Genomic DNA, 17,640 nt, shown 5'->3' with positions numbered 1-17,640 from the left:
TCGCAGGTTCGGTCATCTCGGACTACGCAAGATACCGAATCCCGGCGTTCCGCTCCGCGATGGTCCCCATGGGCATCAGCGCGGGCGGAACAGGCGCAGGCGGTCCTCGCCCACCCGCTCCCGCAGCTCGTGATCCTCGACGCCCAGCCCCTCCTCCGGGGCCAGCGCGAGCACGCCCACCTTGCCCACGTGCTGGTTGAGCTGCACGGCGCGGGTCGCGTCCGCCGCCCCCGTGAGCGGGTACACGGCGGAGAGCGTCGGCTGGAGGAGGCCCAGCGAGATGAGCCGGTTGACCTCGTGGCACTCCTGGTAGTTCGCGCCGTGGGAACCGATGATCCGCTTGAGCTTCATCCACAGGTGCCGGTTGTCGTACTCGTGGGCGTACCCGCTGGACGACCCGCACGTCACCACCGAGCCGCCGCGCCTGGCCACGTACACGGAGGCGCCGAACGTCTCCCTGCCCGTGTGCTCGAACACGATCGCCGGGTCCTCCCCCACCAGCCGCCGGACCTCCGCGCCCAGCCGCCGCCACGCCTTCTCGTCCGCCAGGTCGTCAAACTGCCCGCGGTCGATCACGTGCGGGCAGCCCATCCCGCGCAGCAGCTCCGCCTTCTCCGGCGAGCTGACCACGCCGACGGGGATGCCGCCGCCGCCCAGCACGAGCTGCACGCCGTACCCGCCGAGGCCGCCCGTCGCGCCCCACAGCAGCACCACGTCGCCCTGCTTCATCCGCGCGCCGCGCTCGCCGACCAGCATCCGGTACGCGGTCGAGGCGCACAACATGTTGCAGGCCGCCTCCTCCCAGGTCAGATGGCGGGGCTTGGGCAGCAACTGGGTGGCCTTGACCACGGCGAAGTCGGCCAGGCCGCCGAAGTTCGTCTCGAAGCCCCAGGCCCGCAGGTCGGCGGCGAGCATGCCGTCGTGCTGCACGACCGGGTCCTCGCCGTCCACGTACGCGGGGCTGGTCACCACCCTGTCGCCGACCCGCCAGCGGCGCACCGCCGCGCCGGTCCTGACGACCACGCCGGCCGCGTCCGAGCCGAGAACGTGGGTGGGCAGGTCGTGCCGCGGGTCCGTACGCCCGAACCGCTCCAGGAACGCGAACGTCGGGATCGGCTCGAACATCGCCGACCACACCGTGTTGTAGTTGATCGCGCTGGCCATGACGGCGATGAGCACCTCGTCCGCGGCCGGCTCCGGCATCGGGACCTCGCCGACGTGCAACGTCCTGCGCACGTCCTTGTCGGGCTCGTCCTGGTCGAACGTGCCCACCTCGTCCTTGCGCAGGTGGGCGGCCCGGTAGGTGGTCGGCACGTCCAGGCGCGCCAGCTCGGCGGGCTCCGCGCCTGCCACCACTGCCTGTGCCAGCGTCATAGCAGTCCTCCCAGGTGCTCGGCGATGACCTCGACGTGAGGGGGATCGAGCAGGTCGAGGTGGTGCGCTCCGGCGATCTCGACGATCTCCAGATTCGTGCAGTACGGCCCGAAGCCCCTGGCCGGGTCGCCCTCGTGGGCGTAGCGGACGTCCCGCACCGTCCAGGGGGTGGGCTCGGTCGAGCGGTAGAGCACGACCCGGCCGTGGAACGGGGCGCCGGGGCGGTAACGTTCGATGGCCCTGGTGTCCTCGTGCGAGGTGAGCTGGTGCCGCAGCACCGCGGCGGGCAGCGCCCTGGTGGCTCCCGACGCGGCCATCCGCTCCATCACCAGCGCCGTCCTCGCCTCGTCTGCCAGATCGAGCAGGTCCGCGGGGTCCAGGTCCACCTCGACGCCGTACGTCCGGCTCAGGTGGGCCGCGAAGTCCGCGTAGCGGCGGGCCTCGATCTCGCGCCGCGCCGCCTCAGGCACCTCCTCGGGCAGGCCCGAGTCGATCATGGCGACCAGCTCGACGTCCGCCTCGCCCAGCCTGCGGGCGATCTCGAACGCCAGGATCCCGCCGAACGACCACCCACCCAGCCGGTACGGCCCCGGCCCCGCCTCCCTGATCGCCTCCACGTAGCGGCCGGCGCGTTCCGTGACGCCCAGGGAGCCGTCCAGGCGCTCCAGGCCGTGGACGGGGATGGCGGGAAGGCGGTCGGCGAGGAGGGCGTAGACGCCGGTGGTGCCGCCGGCGGGGTGCGCCAGGAAGAGCGGCCGCCGGGCGGGGGCGGCGGCGTTCAACCGCCGCACCAGCGACCGTTCCGCCTCCGCCTCGTCCATGCCCCGCACCACCTCGGCCAGCTCCGCCACTTGCGGACTGCTCGCGTGCGGTGGCGGGACCGGTCTGCCGAGCTCCTCGCTCAGGAGGGCGATCGCCTCGGGCAGGGCGTGCGGCGGGACGGGGTCCGTCACGGACGGCTCGCGGCCGAGCACCCTGGCGAGCACCCGCACCACCTGCCGCTCGGCCGCGTCCCTGGCCCCGACGGGCGGCGCACTCGCCGTCAGCCCCAGCCCGGCCACCACGGCGCCCGCGAGCGTCCCCGCCGTGCCTCCTGTGAGCATCGGCGCGGTGGCCACCGTGACGCCGAAGTCGTGCTCGATCGTGCCGCGCAGCCGGGTCGCGGCCAGCGAGTCCAGCCCGAGGTCCGTCAGCACCACGTCCTCGTCCAGCGCGTCGGCGGCCACCCCGAGCACGACGGCCACCCTCTCCCGCACCCGCGCCGACACGACCTCGGGCGTGAGCGCGCCCAGGTCCAGGGGCGCGGCGGCCGGCGGCTGAGCACCCACCACCTCGGCGAAATACGGAATGCGGCCGATGGCCGGAAATATCGTGACTGCCTGCTTCGCGTTCACGTTGACCACTCCGGCCGACGTCCCGCCCCGGATCAGCTCCTCCAGCGCCTCCAGCCCTTCCTCCGCCGTCAACGGCTCCACGGCGGGCAGCGCACCGGCGGACGTCCCCGCCCACGGCCCCCACGCGATCGCCAGCCCCGGCAGTCCCTCCGCCCGCCGCAGCTCGCACAGCCCGTCCAGCCAGGCGTTCGCCGCCGCGTACGCCGCCTGCCCCGGCGAGCCGAGCACCCCGGCCGCCGACGAGAACGCCACCCACCAGTCCAGGTCCAGCGCCTTGGTGGCCTCGTGCAGGCGCAGGCCGCCGTCCACCTTGGCGGCCCACACGCGCTCCAGGCTGTCCCGGTCGAGGTCCGCGATCAGGCGGTCGTCCAGGACGCCCGCCGCGTGGATGACGCCGCGCAACCGCATCCCTCCGGCGGTGGCCGCCGCCACCAGCCGCTCCGCGGTGCCGGGCAGCGCGAGGTCGCCCGTCACCACCTGGACGATCCCGTCGGCGGCGGCCTCTGACCGGCCGTTCACCACGACCCTGGTGGCGCCCCGCTCGACCAGGCGGCGGGCGGCGAGCCTGCCCAGCCTGCCGGTGCCGCCGGTGATGAGGTACGCGCCCGGCCCCGCGACGGGGTCCGGCCCGGTGCGTGACGGCGAGATGCGGCGCAGGCGGGCCGCGTATCGCACCCCGCCGCGCCAGGCCACCTCGTCGTCCGCCCCGCCCTTCAGCTCCTCGGCCAGGTCCGTGAGGTCGTCGAAGTCCACGACGGCGGTGGTCCCGGGGCGTTCGAGGGCGAGGACGCGTACCAGCCCGCGCAGCGCCGCCGCGCCCGGGTCGGGCCGCTCGCCCTCCAGGACGGCCTGCGCCCGCTCGGTCCCTATCGTCACCCGGCAGCCTCGCGCGACGAGGGCGGCGACGTCCAGGATCACCCGCCGCGCACCCGCCGGATCCAGCCCCCGCGAAGGCAGCACGAGCACGGACGCCCCGCCGGGAGGCGGCGCGCCGGCGCTTCCGCCGCGTGGCACGGCGCCTTCGCCGCGCGGTGGTGCGAGGAGCGTGGTGGCCGGGCCGAGCAGGGAGTGGAGGCGGGCTGCCCGCGCATCCCCCTCATCGGCCAGGATGAGCCATGCGCGGGACGAGCCCGCCTCCCGTGGTGGCACGGCGGCCCAGTCCCGTACGACCAGTCTGCCGTCCAGCCCGTTCGGCCGGGCCACCGGGGGCACGGGCCCGGCCCAGTGGCGGACGTGCCGCCACGGCGCGAGCGGCACGTCCACGACGCGCCCCGACGTGCGCGGGGCGACGGCTACGGCGGCGGTGGCGAGCTGGGTGTGCAGGTCGCCCGTGGTCAGGACGGCGGTGGGCGGCAGGGTGCCGCGCAGCGCGCCGGTCAGCACGGGATGCGGGCTCACCTCGGTGAAGAGGGTGAAGCCGTCGTCGGCGGCGGCACGCACGGCCTGCATGAGCCGCACGGGACGGCGCACCCCCGCCGCCCAGTACGCCGCCTCGAACACGGGCGCCTCACGGGGGTCCTCGAACACCACCGAGTAGTACGGCACCAGCGGCTTGCCTCCGGCGACCCCCGCCAGCTCTTCCCTGAGCACCGGCAGCAGCGGCTTGACCTGGGGCGAGTGCCCCGCTCCCTCCGCCGTGAGCGTCCTGGCGAACAGCCCTCGCTCCGCCACCGACGCGGCGAACGCCGCCACCCGTTCCGGCTCCCCCGTGACCACGCACTGGCCGGGCGCCGAGTACACCGCCACGTGCAGGTCGGGCGGCACCTCGGCGGCGTCCACGCCCAGCACGGCCATCGCGCCGCCGCCGCCCAGCTCGCCGAGGAGTCTGGCGCGCGTGCAGATGACCTTGACGGCGTCGCGCAGGGAGAGGCCGCCCGCCACCACGGCCGCCGCCACCTCGCCCATCGAGTGGCCGATCAGGGCGGCCGGTTCGAAGCCGTAGGCCCGCCAGGTCTGGGCGAGGGCGAGCTGAGCCGCGAAGAGGACGGGCTGGATGGTGGCCACTCCGGTGGGGAGCGGGTCGTGCAGGTCGATGCCGGCCTCGGCGGCGAGCAGCGGGGAGAGGGCGTCGAGCGTCCGGCGGTATGCGGGCTCGACGTCGTAGAGGCCCAGGTCGGGTGGGTGGGGGCGGTAACCGCCGAAGACCCACACAGGGCCGGTGCCGGTCGCCTGCGCGGGGCGTATGTCACGCAGCCGCCTGGCCAGTTCGGCGGCGTCGCCCGCCACCACGGCGGCGGCCGTCCTGCCGCGTCCGGCTCGGCGGGCGAGGGTGTGGGCGACGTCCCGCAGGTCGGTCGCGGGTTGCCAGGAGGCCAGGGCGCGGGCGTGGTCGCGGACTCGGTCCTCGGTGATGTCGGTGAGGAGGAAGACGTGCTTGGCCGTGGTCCTGCGCGAGACGTCACCGGGGCCGGTGCTGGTGCTGACTCCGTCCAGGACGACGTGCGCGTTCGTCCCGCCGAAACCGAACGCTGACACCCCCGCCCGAGCATCCGCCCGAGGCCACCCCATCGGCTCGGTGACGACCCGCAACGTCTCCCACGGGATGTGCGGGTTGGGCCGCCGGAAGTGCAGGCTGGGCGGGATGACGCCGTGGTGCAGGGCGAGCACGGTCTTGATCAGCCCGGCGATCCCGGCGGCGGCCTCCAGGTGGCCGAGGTTGGTCTTGGCGGAGCCGAGGAGCACCGGCGTGCGGATGGCGGCGGCGATGGCGCGGGCCTCGATCGGGTCCCCGAGGAAGGTGCCCGTCCCGTGGGCCTCGATGTAGTCGGGGCCGCGATCCCCGTACACCTGCCGCAGCAGCGCCTCCTGCGCCTCCGGGTTGGGCGCGACCAGGCCGTTGGAGCGGCCGTCCTGGTTGACGGCGGTCGCGCCGACGAGGGCGAGCACGCGGTCGCCGTCGCGGATGGCGTCGGCGAGTCGTTTGAGCACGACCACTCCGCACCCTTCGGCCCGCACCATCCCGTCGGCGGAGGCGTCGAACGCCTTGCACCGCCCGTCGGGCGCGGTGCCGCCGCCCCGGTCGAAGGCGAGGGTGATCACCGGGGAGAGCAGCAGGTTGACGCCGGCGGCCAGCGCGAGGTCGCACTCGCCGGCGCGCAGGCTGGAGACGGCCAGGTGGGTGGCGACGAGGGAGGAGGAGCAGGCGGTGTCCACGGCCATGGAGGGGCCGCGCAGGTCGAGCAGGTACGACAGGCGGTTGGCGCCCATGCCGAGTGCGGCGCCGGTGGCGGTCCAGGCGTCCACGGCGGCCAGGTCGGAGGTGGTGAGGTAGGCGTACTCGTTGCCGGAGATGCCGGTCCACACCCCGGTGCGGGTGCCGGCCAGCGAGGTGGGCGCGATGCCGCCGTGTTCGAGCGCCTCCCACGCGGTCTCCAGGAGCAGCCGCTGCTGCGGGTCCATGGCGGCCGCCTCGCCCGGCGCGATGCCGAAGAACTCCGCGTCGAACCCGGCCACGTCGTCGAGGAACCCCCCGTGCCGCGAAGCGCCCGTCTCGAAAGGCGATCCGCCGTGCCGCGAAGCGCCCGCCCCGGAAGGCGACCCGCCGTGCCGCCAAGCGCCCGCCTTGCGGCTGAACGCCTCCCACCGTCCCGCGGGCACCTCGCCGACCGCGTCGCGCCCTTCGACGAGCAGTTCCCAGTACGCCCCGGGCCCGTGCGCGCCGGGGAAGCGGCAGCCGACGCCGACCACGGCGACGGGTTCGCCGGCGGGGGGCGCGGCGCGTACGGGGGTCTCGGGGGCGGCCAGCGCGCGGGCCAGGCGGTTGACGGTGGGGTGCTCCCACAGGAGCGTCGGGCTCAGCTCCCGGCCCAGCAGCTCGCCCAGCTCGGCCGCGACGGCCACCGACTCGCGCGAGGAGAGCCCGTACTCGCCGAGGGGCCGGTCGGGGTCCACGTGCTCGCCGAGCCGCTCGGCGAGGAAGCGGCGGATCTCACCTTCGCCGGGTACGTCCATCTGCGCTCCCATGCAACCGGGGTGATCGGCCAAGATACCCACGGGTCAGGGGCGGGGGTCAGGCCCGAACGGAACATTCCTCGGCCGCGTTTTGTCACGCGGGTGATGATTTATCCGCCGCCGCGCATCGAGAGCCGGATTTTCGTACGGACGCTCATAGCCCCGCCACCGCGACACCGCCTACCCTCGCCTGCACTCCCGGCGAAGGAGCCCGACCATGCCTTCACGCACGCGCCGCCTGCCGGCCGTGGCGATGGTGCCGCTGCTCGTCCTGTCCACGCCCGGCGTCGCCACCGCCGACCCCGACTGGTCGCTGGTCCCGGAGGGCGCCGAACCCTCCGCGAGTCCCAGTGCCCGGCCCGCCCGGGACACCGGCTACCTGCCCTGGCAGAAGGCGCTGCCGGGCCAGGCCAGGGTGGTGCGCGAGCGCCGCCTCGACGCCCGCACCCTGGACGTGCTCATCTCCTCCCCGTCGGTCGGCCGCATGCTGCCGGTGCGCCTGCTCCTCCCCCAGGGCTGGTCGAAGAGCGCGCGGCGGACGTGGCCGGTGCTGTACCTGCTGCACGGCGGCGCGGACGACTACACCTCGTGGACCCGCATGACCGACGTCTCCACCTACACCGCCGACCTGGACGCCATCGTCGTCATGCCGGAGGCGGGCCGCGCAGGCAACTACTCGGACTGGCACAACGGCGGCAGGGGCGGCCCGCCCGCGTGGGCCACGTTCCACACCTACGAGGTGCGCAGGCTGCTGGAGATCGGCTACCGCGCCGGCACCCGCCGCGCGATCGCGGGCCTGTCGATGGGCGCGTACGGCGCCGTCAAGTACGCCGCCCGCTACCGCGGCATGTTCCGCTTCGCGGGCGCCTACAGCGGCATCCTGGCCACTCGCCTGCCCGGCATCCCGGCGGTCATCATGAACGCCCAGGCCAGCGAGAAGCAGGACCCGCGGGCCCTGTGGGGCGACCCGGAGCGCGACAAGCGGGTGTGGGCCGCCAACGACCCCCTCGCCCTGGCCGCGAACCTCAAGGGCGTCAGCCTCTACCTGTCCAGCGGCACCAACAGCTTCAACGGCCCGCTGGACCCGCCGGGCTCGCCGTGGCATCCGGCGCACCTGGGCGAGCCGATCTCGGCGTACACGGGCAAGGCGCTGAGCAAGCGGCTCAAGCGGCTGGGCATCCCGCACACGCTGCACCTGTACGGGAACGGCACGCACACGTGGCCGTACTGGATCAGGGAGTTCAAGAGCTCGTACCCGATGATCCGCAAGGCGCTCGGCGCCTGACGACCCGGGCTTCCCGGTGCGGCCGATCGTCAAGGCCGCTTCAGGCGACGACCGCGCGCACGTCCCAGCCGGAGCCGCGCCGGTGCAGCTGGGGCATCAGGCCGGCCATGCCGGGCCGGCCGCGCTCGCGCCAGTCGCGCACCCACGCGTAGAGCCGCTCGGTCGCGGCGGGGTCGCCCGCCAGGAACAGGTGGCCGGCGGAGCCGACCAGCGCCACGCCGTCGGGCTGTGAGCAGCCGACGCCCCAGCCCTGGTCGCCGAGGGCGGCCGTGGTCAGCCCGTCGGGGCGGGCGGCCATGAGGTAGGCGTGGAAGTCGACGACGCCCGGCCAGCCCGGCTCGCCGCGCCCGTCGGTGATCATGAGTTCGAGCAGCCGCATGCCGACGAACGGCTCGTGAGCGCGCAGCCACTCGGCGGCCACCCACCACATGCGGCCGGCCGCGTCGCGGGTCAGCGCGTCCACGCCGTAGGAGGGCACCGGCCACTGGTCGTGCGGCTCGGGCCTGGCCTCGGCGAAGCCGCCCGGCATCAGCAGGTCGGCGGTGAGCTGGGCGGCCGTCGGGCCGCGGCGCAGGCGGACCACGCCCATGGCGCGGGCCAGCGGCGCGAGGTGCACCGGGCTGACGATGACCGCCCCAGGCACGGCCTGCCGTATCCAGACGTCGGGGACCCGTACGGGCGCGACCCAGGCGATCACCCGGTCGTAGCGCGCCTCAGGAGCCCAGCGGGTGCCGTCGCCGGTCACCAGGCGCACGTTGTGGCAGCCGTCGCCCTCCAGCAGCCGTGCGGCCCTGCCGGTCAGCCGGGGCTCGATGTCGACGGTGGTGACCTGGCCGCCCGGCCTCACCAGCCGCGACAGGACGGCGGCGGAGAAGCCCGACCCGGTGCCGATCTCCAGCACGCGGTGGCCCGGCTCAGCCTCCAGTCGTTCGAGCATGGCGGCGACCACGGCCGGGTCGGCGGGCTGCGGCAGCCGCGCGCCGCCGGGCAGGAGGGTGTAGGCCCTGCCGTCGACGCTGGCCAGGGCGCGTCGCACGGCCTCGCCGGCGAGCGCGTCCCCAGCCTGCGTCATCCGGAACATCGCCTCCTACGGGACGTCGAACGTCTTACGGTTGCCGGCCCCGATGACCTCGATCCCCTTGGTGCCGAGGATGCCGTCGAGCGGCAGCGACACCGTGTAGGGGGCCGTGGCGGGCAGCCCGATGCCGGGCAACGAGCCGATGACCTCGATGCCCCAGTACTCAGGCTGCTTGATGTAGACGAGCGGGGACAGCGAGACCGTCATGTTGATGTATGGCTTCGTCCCGCTGACGATGAGGATGAACGACTTGGGCACGATGCCGGGAACGACCCGCGCCTCCTCGAAGTCGATCAGCCTTACCGATGACGGCGCGGGCAGTTCCGCGAAGTTCTCGGCCATGGTGAAGCCCCCTTCGTAACAGGTGATACCCCCACGCGGGCCACCACCTCCCACATCCGGCCGGTGACCCGTCCCATGGCTCAAACTCTCATGCCCTCCCCGAGTGACGACAGGGCCACCGGGCACCCCCACGAGACCCTAACGGCCAGGACACAGCTTCCTGAGCACCACCAGCTCGCTGCGGTGGTCGGCCCCGATCGGCTCCCACGCGGCGGGCCTGATGCCGGCGCCCATGAGGGTGGCGCCGTGCCAGTGGGACCCGTCGGACTCCAGCTCGTACAGGGCCTCCGGGTCGAGCCCGGTGAGCCTGAGCGTGCGCGGCCCGCGCTTGGCGTTGCCGAGCGGGTTGTAGACGAGCACCACGACCTGGTCGTCCAGGACGTACTGCACGGCTGAGCGCTCCTGCCCCGGCGTGCCCGCCAGCCGGTACTGCGCCCCGTGCTGCACGGTCCTGCGCACCCGCTTGTACTGGGCGATCAGCTCGGCGGCCGTCTCCAGCTCGCTCGCGGACCACTCCGTCAGGTTCCCGCCGACGCCGAGCACGCCCGCCATGGCCACGTGGAAGCGGTAGCGCAGCGGCATCTCGCGGCGGGTGGTCGGGTTGGGCGAGTCGGTGACCCAGGCGGACATGGCGCCGGCCGGGTAGAGCTGGGAGAACCCGTGCTGCACGGTCTGCCGGTCGCGGGCGTCGGTGTTGTCCGACGGCCACACCTCGTCGGTGTAGCGCAGGATGCCGAGATCGACCCGGCCGCCGCCGCCCGAGCACGACTCGATGCGCAGCCCCGGATGCCGCTCGCGCAGCGCCCGCATCACCTCGTAGACGCCGCGCGTATGGTCGATCCAGACCCGGTCCTGGTCGCCGCCCCGCTCCGGCCAGCCGGCCTGGGTGAACGGGCGGTTCATGTCCCACTTGAGGTAGTCGAGGCGCAGGTCGGTGACGAGGCCGTCGAGCCAGCCGATCGCCCACTCGCGCACGTCGTCGCGGGCGAAGTTGAGCACGAGCTGACCGCGCTTCTCGTCGCGGCGGCGGTGCTCCATGTGCAGCGCCCAGTCGGGGTGCGCGCGGTAGAGCTCGCTCTCCTTGCTCAGCCCCTCCGGCTCCACCCACAGGCCGGCCAGCATCCCGAGGTCGCGGATGCCGTCGAGCATGCCGCGCAGCCCGTCGGGGAAGCGCTCGCGGTGGGGGAACCAGTCGCCCAGCGAGGTGGTGTCGTCGTCGCGGCGGCCGAACCAGCCGTCGTCGATCACGAACAGCTCGACGCCGAGCGAGGCGGCGGTCTTGGCCAGGTCGAGCTGGTGCGCCTCGGTGACGGCGAACGTGGTGGCCTCCCACGAGTTGTAGAGCACCGGCCGCTCCTCGGCGGGGGTCGGCAGCACGTGGCCGCGGGCGTAGGCGTGCCACGCCCTGCTGGCCCCGCCGAACCCGCCGTCGCTGTAGAGGCCCAGCGCGGACGGCGTGACGAGTTCCTCGCCCGGCGCGAGCGTCCAGCGCAGGCCGTCGTGGCCAAAGCCGCCGGAGACGCAGGCGCCGCCCTCCGGCCGCTGCGTGGTGGTCAGCCGCCAGCTTCCGCTCCAGGCCAGGGCGACGCCCCAGACCTCGCCGTGCTCCTCGGTCGCCGCGCCGGCGTCGATCATCACCCAGGGGTTGGCCGTATGGCTGGTGATGCCCTGGCGGCTGGTGAAGACCAGCTCGCCGACCGGCAGCGGGCCGCGCTGGAGCTGCGTCTCCTCGGCCCACGCGCCGAACACGCCGCTGTAGCGGTAGGCGGGGGCGTCGGGGACGAACCAGTTCCCGGAGTCCAGGCGGGTGACCACGGCCTCGGCGCCGGCCCTGACGGTGGTCCAGCGCTCGATGACGTCGGTGTCGTCGCGCACCCGCAGCGACAGCACGACCTCGAACGGGTGGTGGGCGTCGGCCAGCAGCACGTCCAGCCGCTCGGCGCCGCCTCCCTCGTCGTGCCGCCGCGAGCCGGTGAAGCGCAGCTCCACCGAGCGCGTGTCGCCGAACGCGACCTGCAGCGAGGGCGAGCCCCACCGCTTGCCGCCGTCCACCGGCAGCAGCTCCTCGATCTCGGCGGGCGTGGAGAAGCTGGAGACGTGCCGCTTGGGCAGGGCGGTGACCTGCCGCGCGGCCTCGGCTGACAGCCGAGGGCCCCAGTACGTCTGCCGTGGCGCGGCCTCCCCGGTGTCCGGGTCGAGGTCCACGCCTATGACGTACGTGGAGGCGGGCGTGGTGAGCGCCCAATGGTGGTCGTCGAGCGGGATTACAGGCATCGGCGTCCCCCGAGCTGCTGGATCGATCAGGCGGCTGGAGACTAACCCGCTTTAATGCACGCGGTCAATGAATACTTGGCTGAACAGCCACGAAGTTGTGATCCGCGCCACGTCTTTACTTGACAAGTCCAACAAATAGCCCCAACCATGTCCCCGTGTTCTCACACACCGCCACGGACCCTGTGCGCCTCACCGACGCCATGCGTTCCGTGTTCGTCGAGCTGCTCGTGCACGGCCCCCTGTCCAGGGCGGAGGTGGCACGGCGGCTCGCCCTGTCGCCGTCCGCGCTGACCAAGCTGACCAGGCCGCTCATCGAGGCGGGCTACCTGCTGGAGGCGACCGGCGAGGAAGGCCCGGCGACCGTCGGGCGGCCCTCGCAGCCGCTGCAGGTGGATGCCTCCCGCATGTCCTTCGCAGGCGTCAAGCTCACCGAGGACGAGCTGTTCGCCGTGCGCACCGACCTGGCGGCCACCGTCCAGGCCGAGACGTCCAGGCCGCTCGCCGGCCACGACATCGACCACGTGCTCGGCCAGATCGCCGAGGTGGTCGCGGAGCTGACCGTGCCCGGCCGGCCCCTGTCGGGCGTCGGCATCAGCCTGGCCGGCACCGCCACGCCCAGCGACCCCGTCGTGCACACCTCGCCGTTCCTCGGCTGGAGCCAGCTACCGCTGGCCGAGCTGGTCGAACGGGCCGTGAACGTGCCGACCGTGCTGGACAACGACGTGCGCGCGCTCACGGCGGTGCAGCAGTGGTTCGGCGAGGGCGTGGGGCACTCGTCGTTCGCGCTGGTCACCGTAGGCGCGGGCATCGGCTGCGGGCTCGTCGTCGGCGACCGCCTGGTCACCGGGCAGTCGGGCGCCACCGGCCTCGTCGGGCACCTGCAGATCGACGACCGCGGCCCCCTGTGCGAGCGGGGACACCGCGGCTGCGCCCGCGCCTACGCCTCCTCCCCCTCCATCCGCCGCTCGATCGCCACCACGATCGACCGGCCCGAGCTCACCTTCGACGACTGCCTCGCGCTGGCGGCCGACGGCCACCCCGTCGCCCGCCGCGTGCTCGACGAGGCGGGCGCCGCCCTCGGCCAGGTCGTCGCCACCGTCGCCAACATCACCGGGCCCGAGCTCGTCGTCCTGTCCGGCGAGTCGGTCCACATGTACGACGTGTGCGCGGGGGCCTTCCACACCGCCCTCGCCGCCCACACCCACTGGACGGCCGCCCCCGTGCGGGTCGCCGTCAAGCCCTTCGCCTTCAACGAGTGGGCCAGGGGAGCGGCCGTCACCGCTCTCCAGCATCTGCTGTTGCACCGCTGATCAACCGCCGGCGGGCACTAGGAGGTCGAATGACCAGTGATACCGTCCGCGCCGCCCCCCGCACCCCGTCCGGACCAGTGCCAGGGACAGTGCCCTCAACCCCCCGTCCGCCGCTCCTACGCCGCCTCGGCGACCTTCCCATCGCCGTCCTGTTCGTCCTCCCCGCAGCCGTCGGCTTCGCGCTCTTCTACCTCTGGCCCGCCATCCGCGGCGCCTACCTCAGCCTGACCAAGTACAACGTCCTGACGCCGCCCCGCTTCATCGGGCTGGAGAACTACGAGAAGCTCTTCGGCGACCGCCTGTTCTGGAACGCGCTGAAGGTCACCGCCGAGTACGTGGTGCTCAACATCGTCTCCCAGACGGTGATCTCCATGCTGCTGGCCGTCCTGCTGTACCGGCTGACGAAGTCGATGATCGTGCGCGGGATCGTGCTGCTTCCCTACCTGGTCGCCAACGTGATCGTGGCCCTCCTGTGGTTCTGGATGCTGGACTTCCAGCTCGGCGTGGTCAACAACGTCATCGAGTGGCTGGGCTTCGACCGGGTCGCGTTCTTCGGCTCCGACCTGGCCATCCCGACCATCGCGGGGATCAACACCTGGCGGCACATGGGCTACACGGCGCTGCTCATCTTCGCCGGGCTGCAGATGATCCCGCCCAGCGTGTACGAGGCCGCCGCCATCGACGGGGCCTCCGAGTGGCGCACGTTCTGGCGGGTCACGCTGCCGCTGCTGCGGCCCGTGATGGCACTGGTCATGGTGCTGAGCGTGATCGGCTCCTTCCAGGTCTTCGACACGATCGCGGTCACCACGGCGGGCGGGCCGATCAACGCCACCAGGGTCATCTACTTCTACATCTACGACCTGGCGTTCAACCGGTTCAACTTCGGCTACGCGGCGGCGCTGTCGTCCGTGCTGTTCGTGCTGCTCGCCGGGGTCGCGTACCTGCAGTTGCGGCTGTCCCGCGCCGGCGAGTCCGATCTGAGGAGTTCGTGATGGCCGGGATCCGCTGGGGCCGGGTGGCCGGCTGGGCCGTGCTCGTGGTGGTCATGCTGGTGACGCTGTTCCCGTTCTACTGGATGTTGCGCACGTCCTTCTCCAACACCCGCGCGCTGGCCGCAGGGGCCGCCGACCTGCTGCCCGTGGACTTCACGCTGGGCGCCTACCGCCGGGTGCTCGGCCTGTCGAGCACCGCGGAGGCGGTGGCGGAGGGCGGGTCGAGCGGCACCGTCAACTTCTGGCTCTACCTGCGCAACTCGATCATCGTCTCCACGGTCACCACGGCCGGGCAGGTCTTCTTCGGCGCGCTGGCCGCCTACGCCTTCGCGAGGCTGCGCTGGCCCGGCAGGAACGCCGTCTTCACGCTGTTCGTCACCGCGCTCATGGTGCCGCCGATCTTCACCACGCTGCCCAACTTCGTGCTGATCAAGGAGCTGGGGCTGCTCAACACGTTCGTCGGGATCGTGCTGCCGCACCTGCTCATGACGCCGTTCGCGGTGTTCTTCCTGCGGCAGTTCTTCCTCGGCATCAACGCGAGCGTGGAGGAGGCCGCCCGCATCGACGGGGCCGGGCACGTGCGGACGTTCTTCCGCATCGTGCTGCCGATGAGCCGCGGGCCCATCGCCACGCTGGCCATCCTCACCTACATCACGAGCTGGAACGACTACTTCTGGCCGCTGCTGGTCGGCAAGGCGGAGAACGTCCGGGTGCTGACCGTGGCGCTGGGCATCTTCCGCTCCCAGACGCCGCAGGGCAGCCCCGACTGGGCCGGTCTGATGGCCGCCACCCTCTTCGCCGCACTGCCGATCATGGTGCTGTTCGCCGTGCTCGGCCGCCGCGTCATCGACTCCATCGGCTACACCGGCGTCAAGTGAGCGCCGCCCCCCACCACGGAAGGTTTGTTGTGATGAAGCGTTGTCTTGCTGTCACGGGAGCGGCGGTGCTGCTGCTGACCGGCTGCGGCGCCCAGGAGGAGCCCCAGGCCGCCGCCGGGCCCGCCACGATCGACTACTGGCTCTGGGACACCGCCCAGCAGCCCCAGTACCAGGCCTGCGCCGACGCCTTCCACAAGGCGAACCCCGACTACACGGTCAAGATCACGCAGTACGGCTGGGACGACTACTGGAACACGCTGACCACCGCCTTCGTCTCCGGCACCGCCCCCGACGTCTTCGTCGGCCACCTGTCGCGCTACCCAGAGTTCGCCGCCCAGGGCCAGATCATGCCGCTCGACGACCAGGTCACCAAGGACAAGCTGGACCTGTCGCTCTACCAGGACGGCCTGGCCGACCTGTGGGTCGCCAAGGACGGCAAGCGGTACGGGCTGCCCAAGGACTTCGACACCGTGGCGGTGATCTACAACACCGAGAAGCTCAAGGAGGCCGGACTCAAGCCCGAGGAGATGGCCGAGCTCAAGTGGAACCCGCAGGACGGCGGCACGTACGAGAAGGCCATCGCCCGCCTCACCGTCGACAAGAACGGCAAGCGCGGCGACGAGCCCGGCTTCGACAAGAAGAACGTGGCCGTCTACGGCCTCGGGCTCAACGGCAGCGGCGCCGGCTTCGGGCAGACCGAGTGGAGCCAGTACACGATGAGCAACGGCTGGCAGTACGGCGACAAGAACCCGTGGCCCTCGAAGTTCAACTACGCCGACCCCAAGTTCAAGGAGACCATCAAGTGGTTCTCCTCGCTCATCGACAAGGGGTACATGCCGACCATGGACATCGTCAGCTCCGGGGTCGGGCAGATCGACGCGTACGGGGCGGGCAAGTACGCGATGGTCACCGAGGGAAGCTGGAACACCAAGACGTACTGGAACCTGAAGGGCGTCAAGTCGGCACTCGCCCCCACGCCCATCGGGCCCACCGGTAAGCGGGCCAGCCTCTTCAACGGCCTGGCCGACAACATCTCGGCGTCCACCGACAACCCGGACGCGGCGTGGGCGTGGGTCAAGTTCCTCGGCTCCCCGGCCTGCCAGGAGGAGATCGTGGCCAAGGAGGCGATCGTGTTCCCGGCGATCAAGACGGCCACGGTCAAGGCCGAGCAGGCGTTCAAGGACGCCGGGATCGACGTCGCGCCGTTCACCATGCACGTCGAGCAGGGCACCACGCACCTGGCGCCGATCGCCGAGCACTGGGCCGACATCACGGCGACGATGACGGAGACGATGGACGCCATCTTCTCCTTCAAGGCGGACGTCAACTCGCTCGACCAGGCGAACGCCACCGTGAACGGTTACTTCGGCTGAGAAAGACATCAGGGCCGGGCGCCGCCGCGTGAGGCGGCGCCCGGCCCTTCTCGTCGTTCGAGGCTCAGGAGGTGTGCAGGTACACCTGGCCGAACACCTCAGACAGGTTCTTCAGGTCCGTGGCCATGTCGACCTCGGGGTGGGCCGGGTCGTAGACGGTGGCCAGCCGCGGCTTGATCGTGCCGAGCTTCTTGAGCTGGTCCCACGTGGTGTTGGCAGCCCACTTCTCGCCGTACACGCGGCTGACCTGCCCCTGGTCGTTCTGCCAGCGCGTCCACAGGGTGACGGTCTCGGCGGCGTCGGCCCGCAGCGGGGCGGCGATCTTCGCGGCGATCGCCTGGGTGACCTGCTCCTCGGTCATCGCGGAGGAGCCGGCGGCGGCGAACGAGGCGTCCTCGGCGGAGATCTGCGCGTAGGCGTCCCAGGCGCGGGCCTCAACCTGGGCCCACTGGTTGCGCTGCGCGGCGGTGGCGTCGATCTTCCAGGTGGCGTACTCGGTGGCGAAGTGGCCGCTGTCGAGGGCGAGCTGGTCGAGGTAGCCCTTGCTCAGCCAGGCGCCGATGCGCTCGGGGTCGAGCAGCGGGTACTTCTTGGTCAGCTCCGCCGTGCAGGTCTGGTCGGTGCCGCAGCCGAGCACCGGCACCACCGTGTGCGCGGCCAGCTTCTTGCCCGGCAGCAGCGTGCGCAGCGCGGTCGCCGTCTCCGACACGAACTTGTCCAGCTCGTCCGCCGTGGCGAAGGTCTGGTTGTAGCCGAGCTGCGAGGTGAACCTGACACCCACGACCCCGGGCTGCGTGGCGACCAGCGCGGCGATCTTCTTGGCGGCCTCGGTGAGCTTGCCGGCCTTGTAGTCGTCGGCGAGCTCGGTGTCGATCCAGACCCGCATGGTGGTCTGGGTCTGGGCCATGGCCTGCGTGGCCTGGCCTGCCGGGGTCGCCTGGGCGGCGGTCTTCTCGGCCTCGGTGATCGTGTTCGGGTCGACGTAGCACTGCTCGCCGGTCTGGCACTCCGGCGTGCCGCCGTCCTCGGCGCCCGGCACGTCAGGGGAGTCGACGTCGTGGAGCTGGCCGTCACCCTCGGAGTCGGTCGGGCAGGAGTTGCCCTCCTCGCTGCAGTCGATCATGATCGGCGGGATCGGCGCGGCGTCCTGCAAGTTCTGGCCGTCGTCGCCGAGCCAGAACATCGCGGTCTCCAGCGCCTCCTCCGGCGTGTTCATCCAGGTGCACACGACGTACGACGGGGTGCCGGCGGGCAGCTCCTCGTTGCACTTCCTGTCGCCGTCCTCGGAATACGCCGGGGCACCGATGCCCAGCAGCGAGAGGGTGAGACCGATGATGAAGACCTGCCGTAGCCGCCGTCTCATGGCACCTAACTTCCAGGGGGTGATCG

Annotated in this window: 11 protein-coding genes; 5 read left to right on the top strand and 6 right to left on the bottom strand. The window is 72.4% G+C overall.

The genetic code is table 11. The annotated features are described in order from the left end of the window. Positions 1 to 75: 75 nt before the first annotated feature. Positions 76 to 1,374 (bottom strand): crotonyl-CoA carboxylase/reductase, encoded by a 1,299-nt coding sequence (gene ccrA, locus FXF51_RS35630; protein ID WP_148439113.1) that lies wholly within the window; start codon positions 1,372 to 1,374, stop codon positions 76 to 78. Then, positions 1,371 to 6,719, bottom strand: a complete 5,349-nt coding sequence (locus tag FXF51_RS35625; protein ID WP_148439112.1) for a type I polyketide synthase — start codon at positions 6,717 to 6,719, stop codon at positions 1,371 to 1,373. The genes ccrA and FXF51_RS35625 overlap by 4 nt, the downstream gene beginning before the upstream one ends. A 217-nt stretch (positions 6,720 to 6,936) precedes the next feature. Here FXF51_RS35625 and FXF51_RS35620 point away from each other — a divergent pair, with 217 nt between their 5' ends. Then, positions 6,937 to 8,004, top strand: a complete 1,068-nt coding sequence (locus tag FXF51_RS35620) for an alpha/beta hydrolase (RefSeq protein WP_262380050.1) — start codon at positions 6,937 to 6,939, stop codon at positions 8,002 to 8,004. Between the two features lie 40 nt (positions 8,005 to 8,044). On the opposite strand, the gene FXF51_RS35615 is transcribed toward FXF51_RS35620, so the two are convergent. The 3 genes from FXF51_RS35615 to FXF51_RS35605 form a co-directional block, all read right to left on the bottom strand. Continuing rightward, positions 8,045 to 9,076: a methyltransferase domain-containing protein gene (locus FXF51_RS35615; RefSeq protein WP_187414746.1), complete on the bottom strand. Its 1,032-nt coding sequence runs from the start codon at positions 9,074 to 9,076 to the stop codon at positions 8,045 to 8,047. Positions 9,077 to 9,091: 15 nt separating this feature from the next. Further along, on the bottom strand, positions 9,092 to 9,424 hold the full coding sequence (locus FXF51_RS35610; protein WP_148439110.1) for a hypothetical protein: 333 nt from the start codon (positions 9,422 to 9,424) through the stop codon (positions 9,092 to 9,094). A 138-nt stretch (positions 9,425 to 9,562) separates the two neighbouring features. Further along, entirely contained in the window at positions 9,563 to 11,698 is a 2,136-nt protein-coding gene (locus FXF51_RS35605; RefSeq protein ID WP_148439109.1) for an alpha-galactosidase, read from the bottom strand. A 155-nt stretch (positions 11,699 to 11,853) separates the two neighbouring features. Here FXF51_RS35605 and FXF51_RS35600 point away from each other — a divergent pair, with 155 nt between their 5' ends. Genes FXF51_RS35600 through FXF51_RS35585 form a run of 4 tightly spaced genes read left to right on the top strand, consistent with a single transcriptional unit; the run spans position 11,854 to position 16,251 of the window. Further along, entirely contained in the window at positions 11,854 to 13,008 is a 1,155-nt protein-coding gene (locus tag FXF51_RS35600; RefSeq protein ID WP_148439108.1) for an ROK family transcriptional regulator, read from the top strand. A gap of 29 nt (positions 13,009 to 13,037) precedes the next feature. Beyond that, the gene (locus FXF51_RS35595) at positions 13,038 to 14,000 is read left to right on the top strand and encodes a carbohydrate ABC transporter permease (RefSeq protein WP_148439107.1); all 963 of its coding nucleotides are present in this window, start codon (positions 13,038 to 13,040) and stop codon (positions 13,998 to 14,000) included. Then, a complete protein-coding gene (locus FXF51_RS35590) occupies positions 14,000 to 14,878 on the top strand; it encodes a carbohydrate ABC transporter permease (protein ID WP_148439106.1) in 879 nt (292 codons plus the stop codon). The genes FXF51_RS35595 and FXF51_RS35590 overlap by 1 nt, the downstream gene beginning before the upstream one ends. Positions 14,879 to 14,910: 32 nt before the next feature. Beyond that, positions 14,911 to 16,251, top strand: a complete 1,341-nt coding sequence (locus FXF51_RS35585; protein WP_148439105.1) for an ABC transporter substrate-binding protein — start codon at positions 14,911 to 14,913, stop codon at positions 16,249 to 16,251. A gap of 64 nt (positions 16,252 to 16,315) precedes the next feature. Here FXF51_RS35585 and FXF51_RS35580 read toward each other — a convergent pair whose 3' ends face one another. Continuing rightward, the gene (locus FXF51_RS35580) at positions 16,316 to 17,614 is read right to left on the bottom strand and encodes a hypothetical protein (RefSeq protein WP_148439104.1); all 1,299 of its coding nucleotides are present in this window, start codon (positions 17,612 to 17,614) and stop codon (positions 16,316 to 16,318) included. Between the last annotated feature and the right edge of the window lie 26 nt (positions 17,615 to 17,640).

Origin of the sequence: Nonomuraea sp. PA05, assembly GCF_008086045.1 — a bacterium.
Classification (GTDB): domain Bacteria; phylum Actinomycetota; class Actinomycetes; order Streptosporangiales; family Streptosporangiaceae; genus Nonomuraea; species Nonomuraea monospora.
Note: the sequence above shows the minus strand (reverse complement) of the source record. Positions and strands in the feature narration are given on the sequence as shown.

Excerpts from the sequence above, each read along its gene's own strand:
- FXF51_RS35610 (WP_148439110.1), bottom strand. The coding sequence starts at position 9,424 with ATGGCCGAGAACTTCGCGGAACTGCCCGCGCCGTCATCGGTAAGGCTG.
- FXF51_RS35615 (WP_187414746.1), bottom strand. The coding sequence starts at position 9,076 with ATGACGCAGGCTGGGGACGCGCTCGCCGGCGAGGCCGTGCGACGCGCC.
- FXF51_RS35595 (WP_148439107.1), top strand. The coding sequence starts at position 13,038 with ATGACCAGTGATACCGTCCGCGCCGCCCCCCGCACCCCGTCCGGACCA.
- FXF51_RS35580 (WP_148439104.1), bottom strand. The coding sequence starts at position 17,614 with ATGAGACGGCGGCTACGGCAGGTCTTCATCATCGGTCTCACCCTCTCG.
- FXF51_RS35590 (WP_148439106.1), top strand. The coding sequence starts at position 14,000 with ATGGCCGGGATCCGCTGGGGCCGGGTGGCCGGCTGGGCCGTGCTCGTG.
- FXF51_RS35625 (WP_148439112.1), bottom strand. The coding sequence starts at position 6,719 with ATGGACGTACCCGGCGAAGGTGAGATCCGCCGCTTCCTCGCCGAGCGG.
- FXF51_RS35620 (WP_262380050.1), top strand. The coding sequence starts at position 6,937 with ATGCCTTCACGCACGCGCCGCCTGCCGGCCGTGGCGATGGTGCCGCTG.
- FXF51_RS35585 (WP_148439105.1), top strand. The coding sequence starts at position 14,911 with ATGAAGCGTTGTCTTGCTGTCACGGGAGCGGCGGTGCTGCTGCTGACC.
- FXF51_RS35605 (WP_148439109.1), bottom strand. The coding sequence starts at position 11,698 with ATGCCTGTAATCCCGCTCGACGACCACCATTGGGCGCTCACCACGCCC.
- ccrA (WP_148439113.1), bottom strand. The coding sequence starts at position 1,374 with ATGACGCTGGCACAGGCAGTGGTGGCAGGCGCGGAGCCCGCCGAGCTG.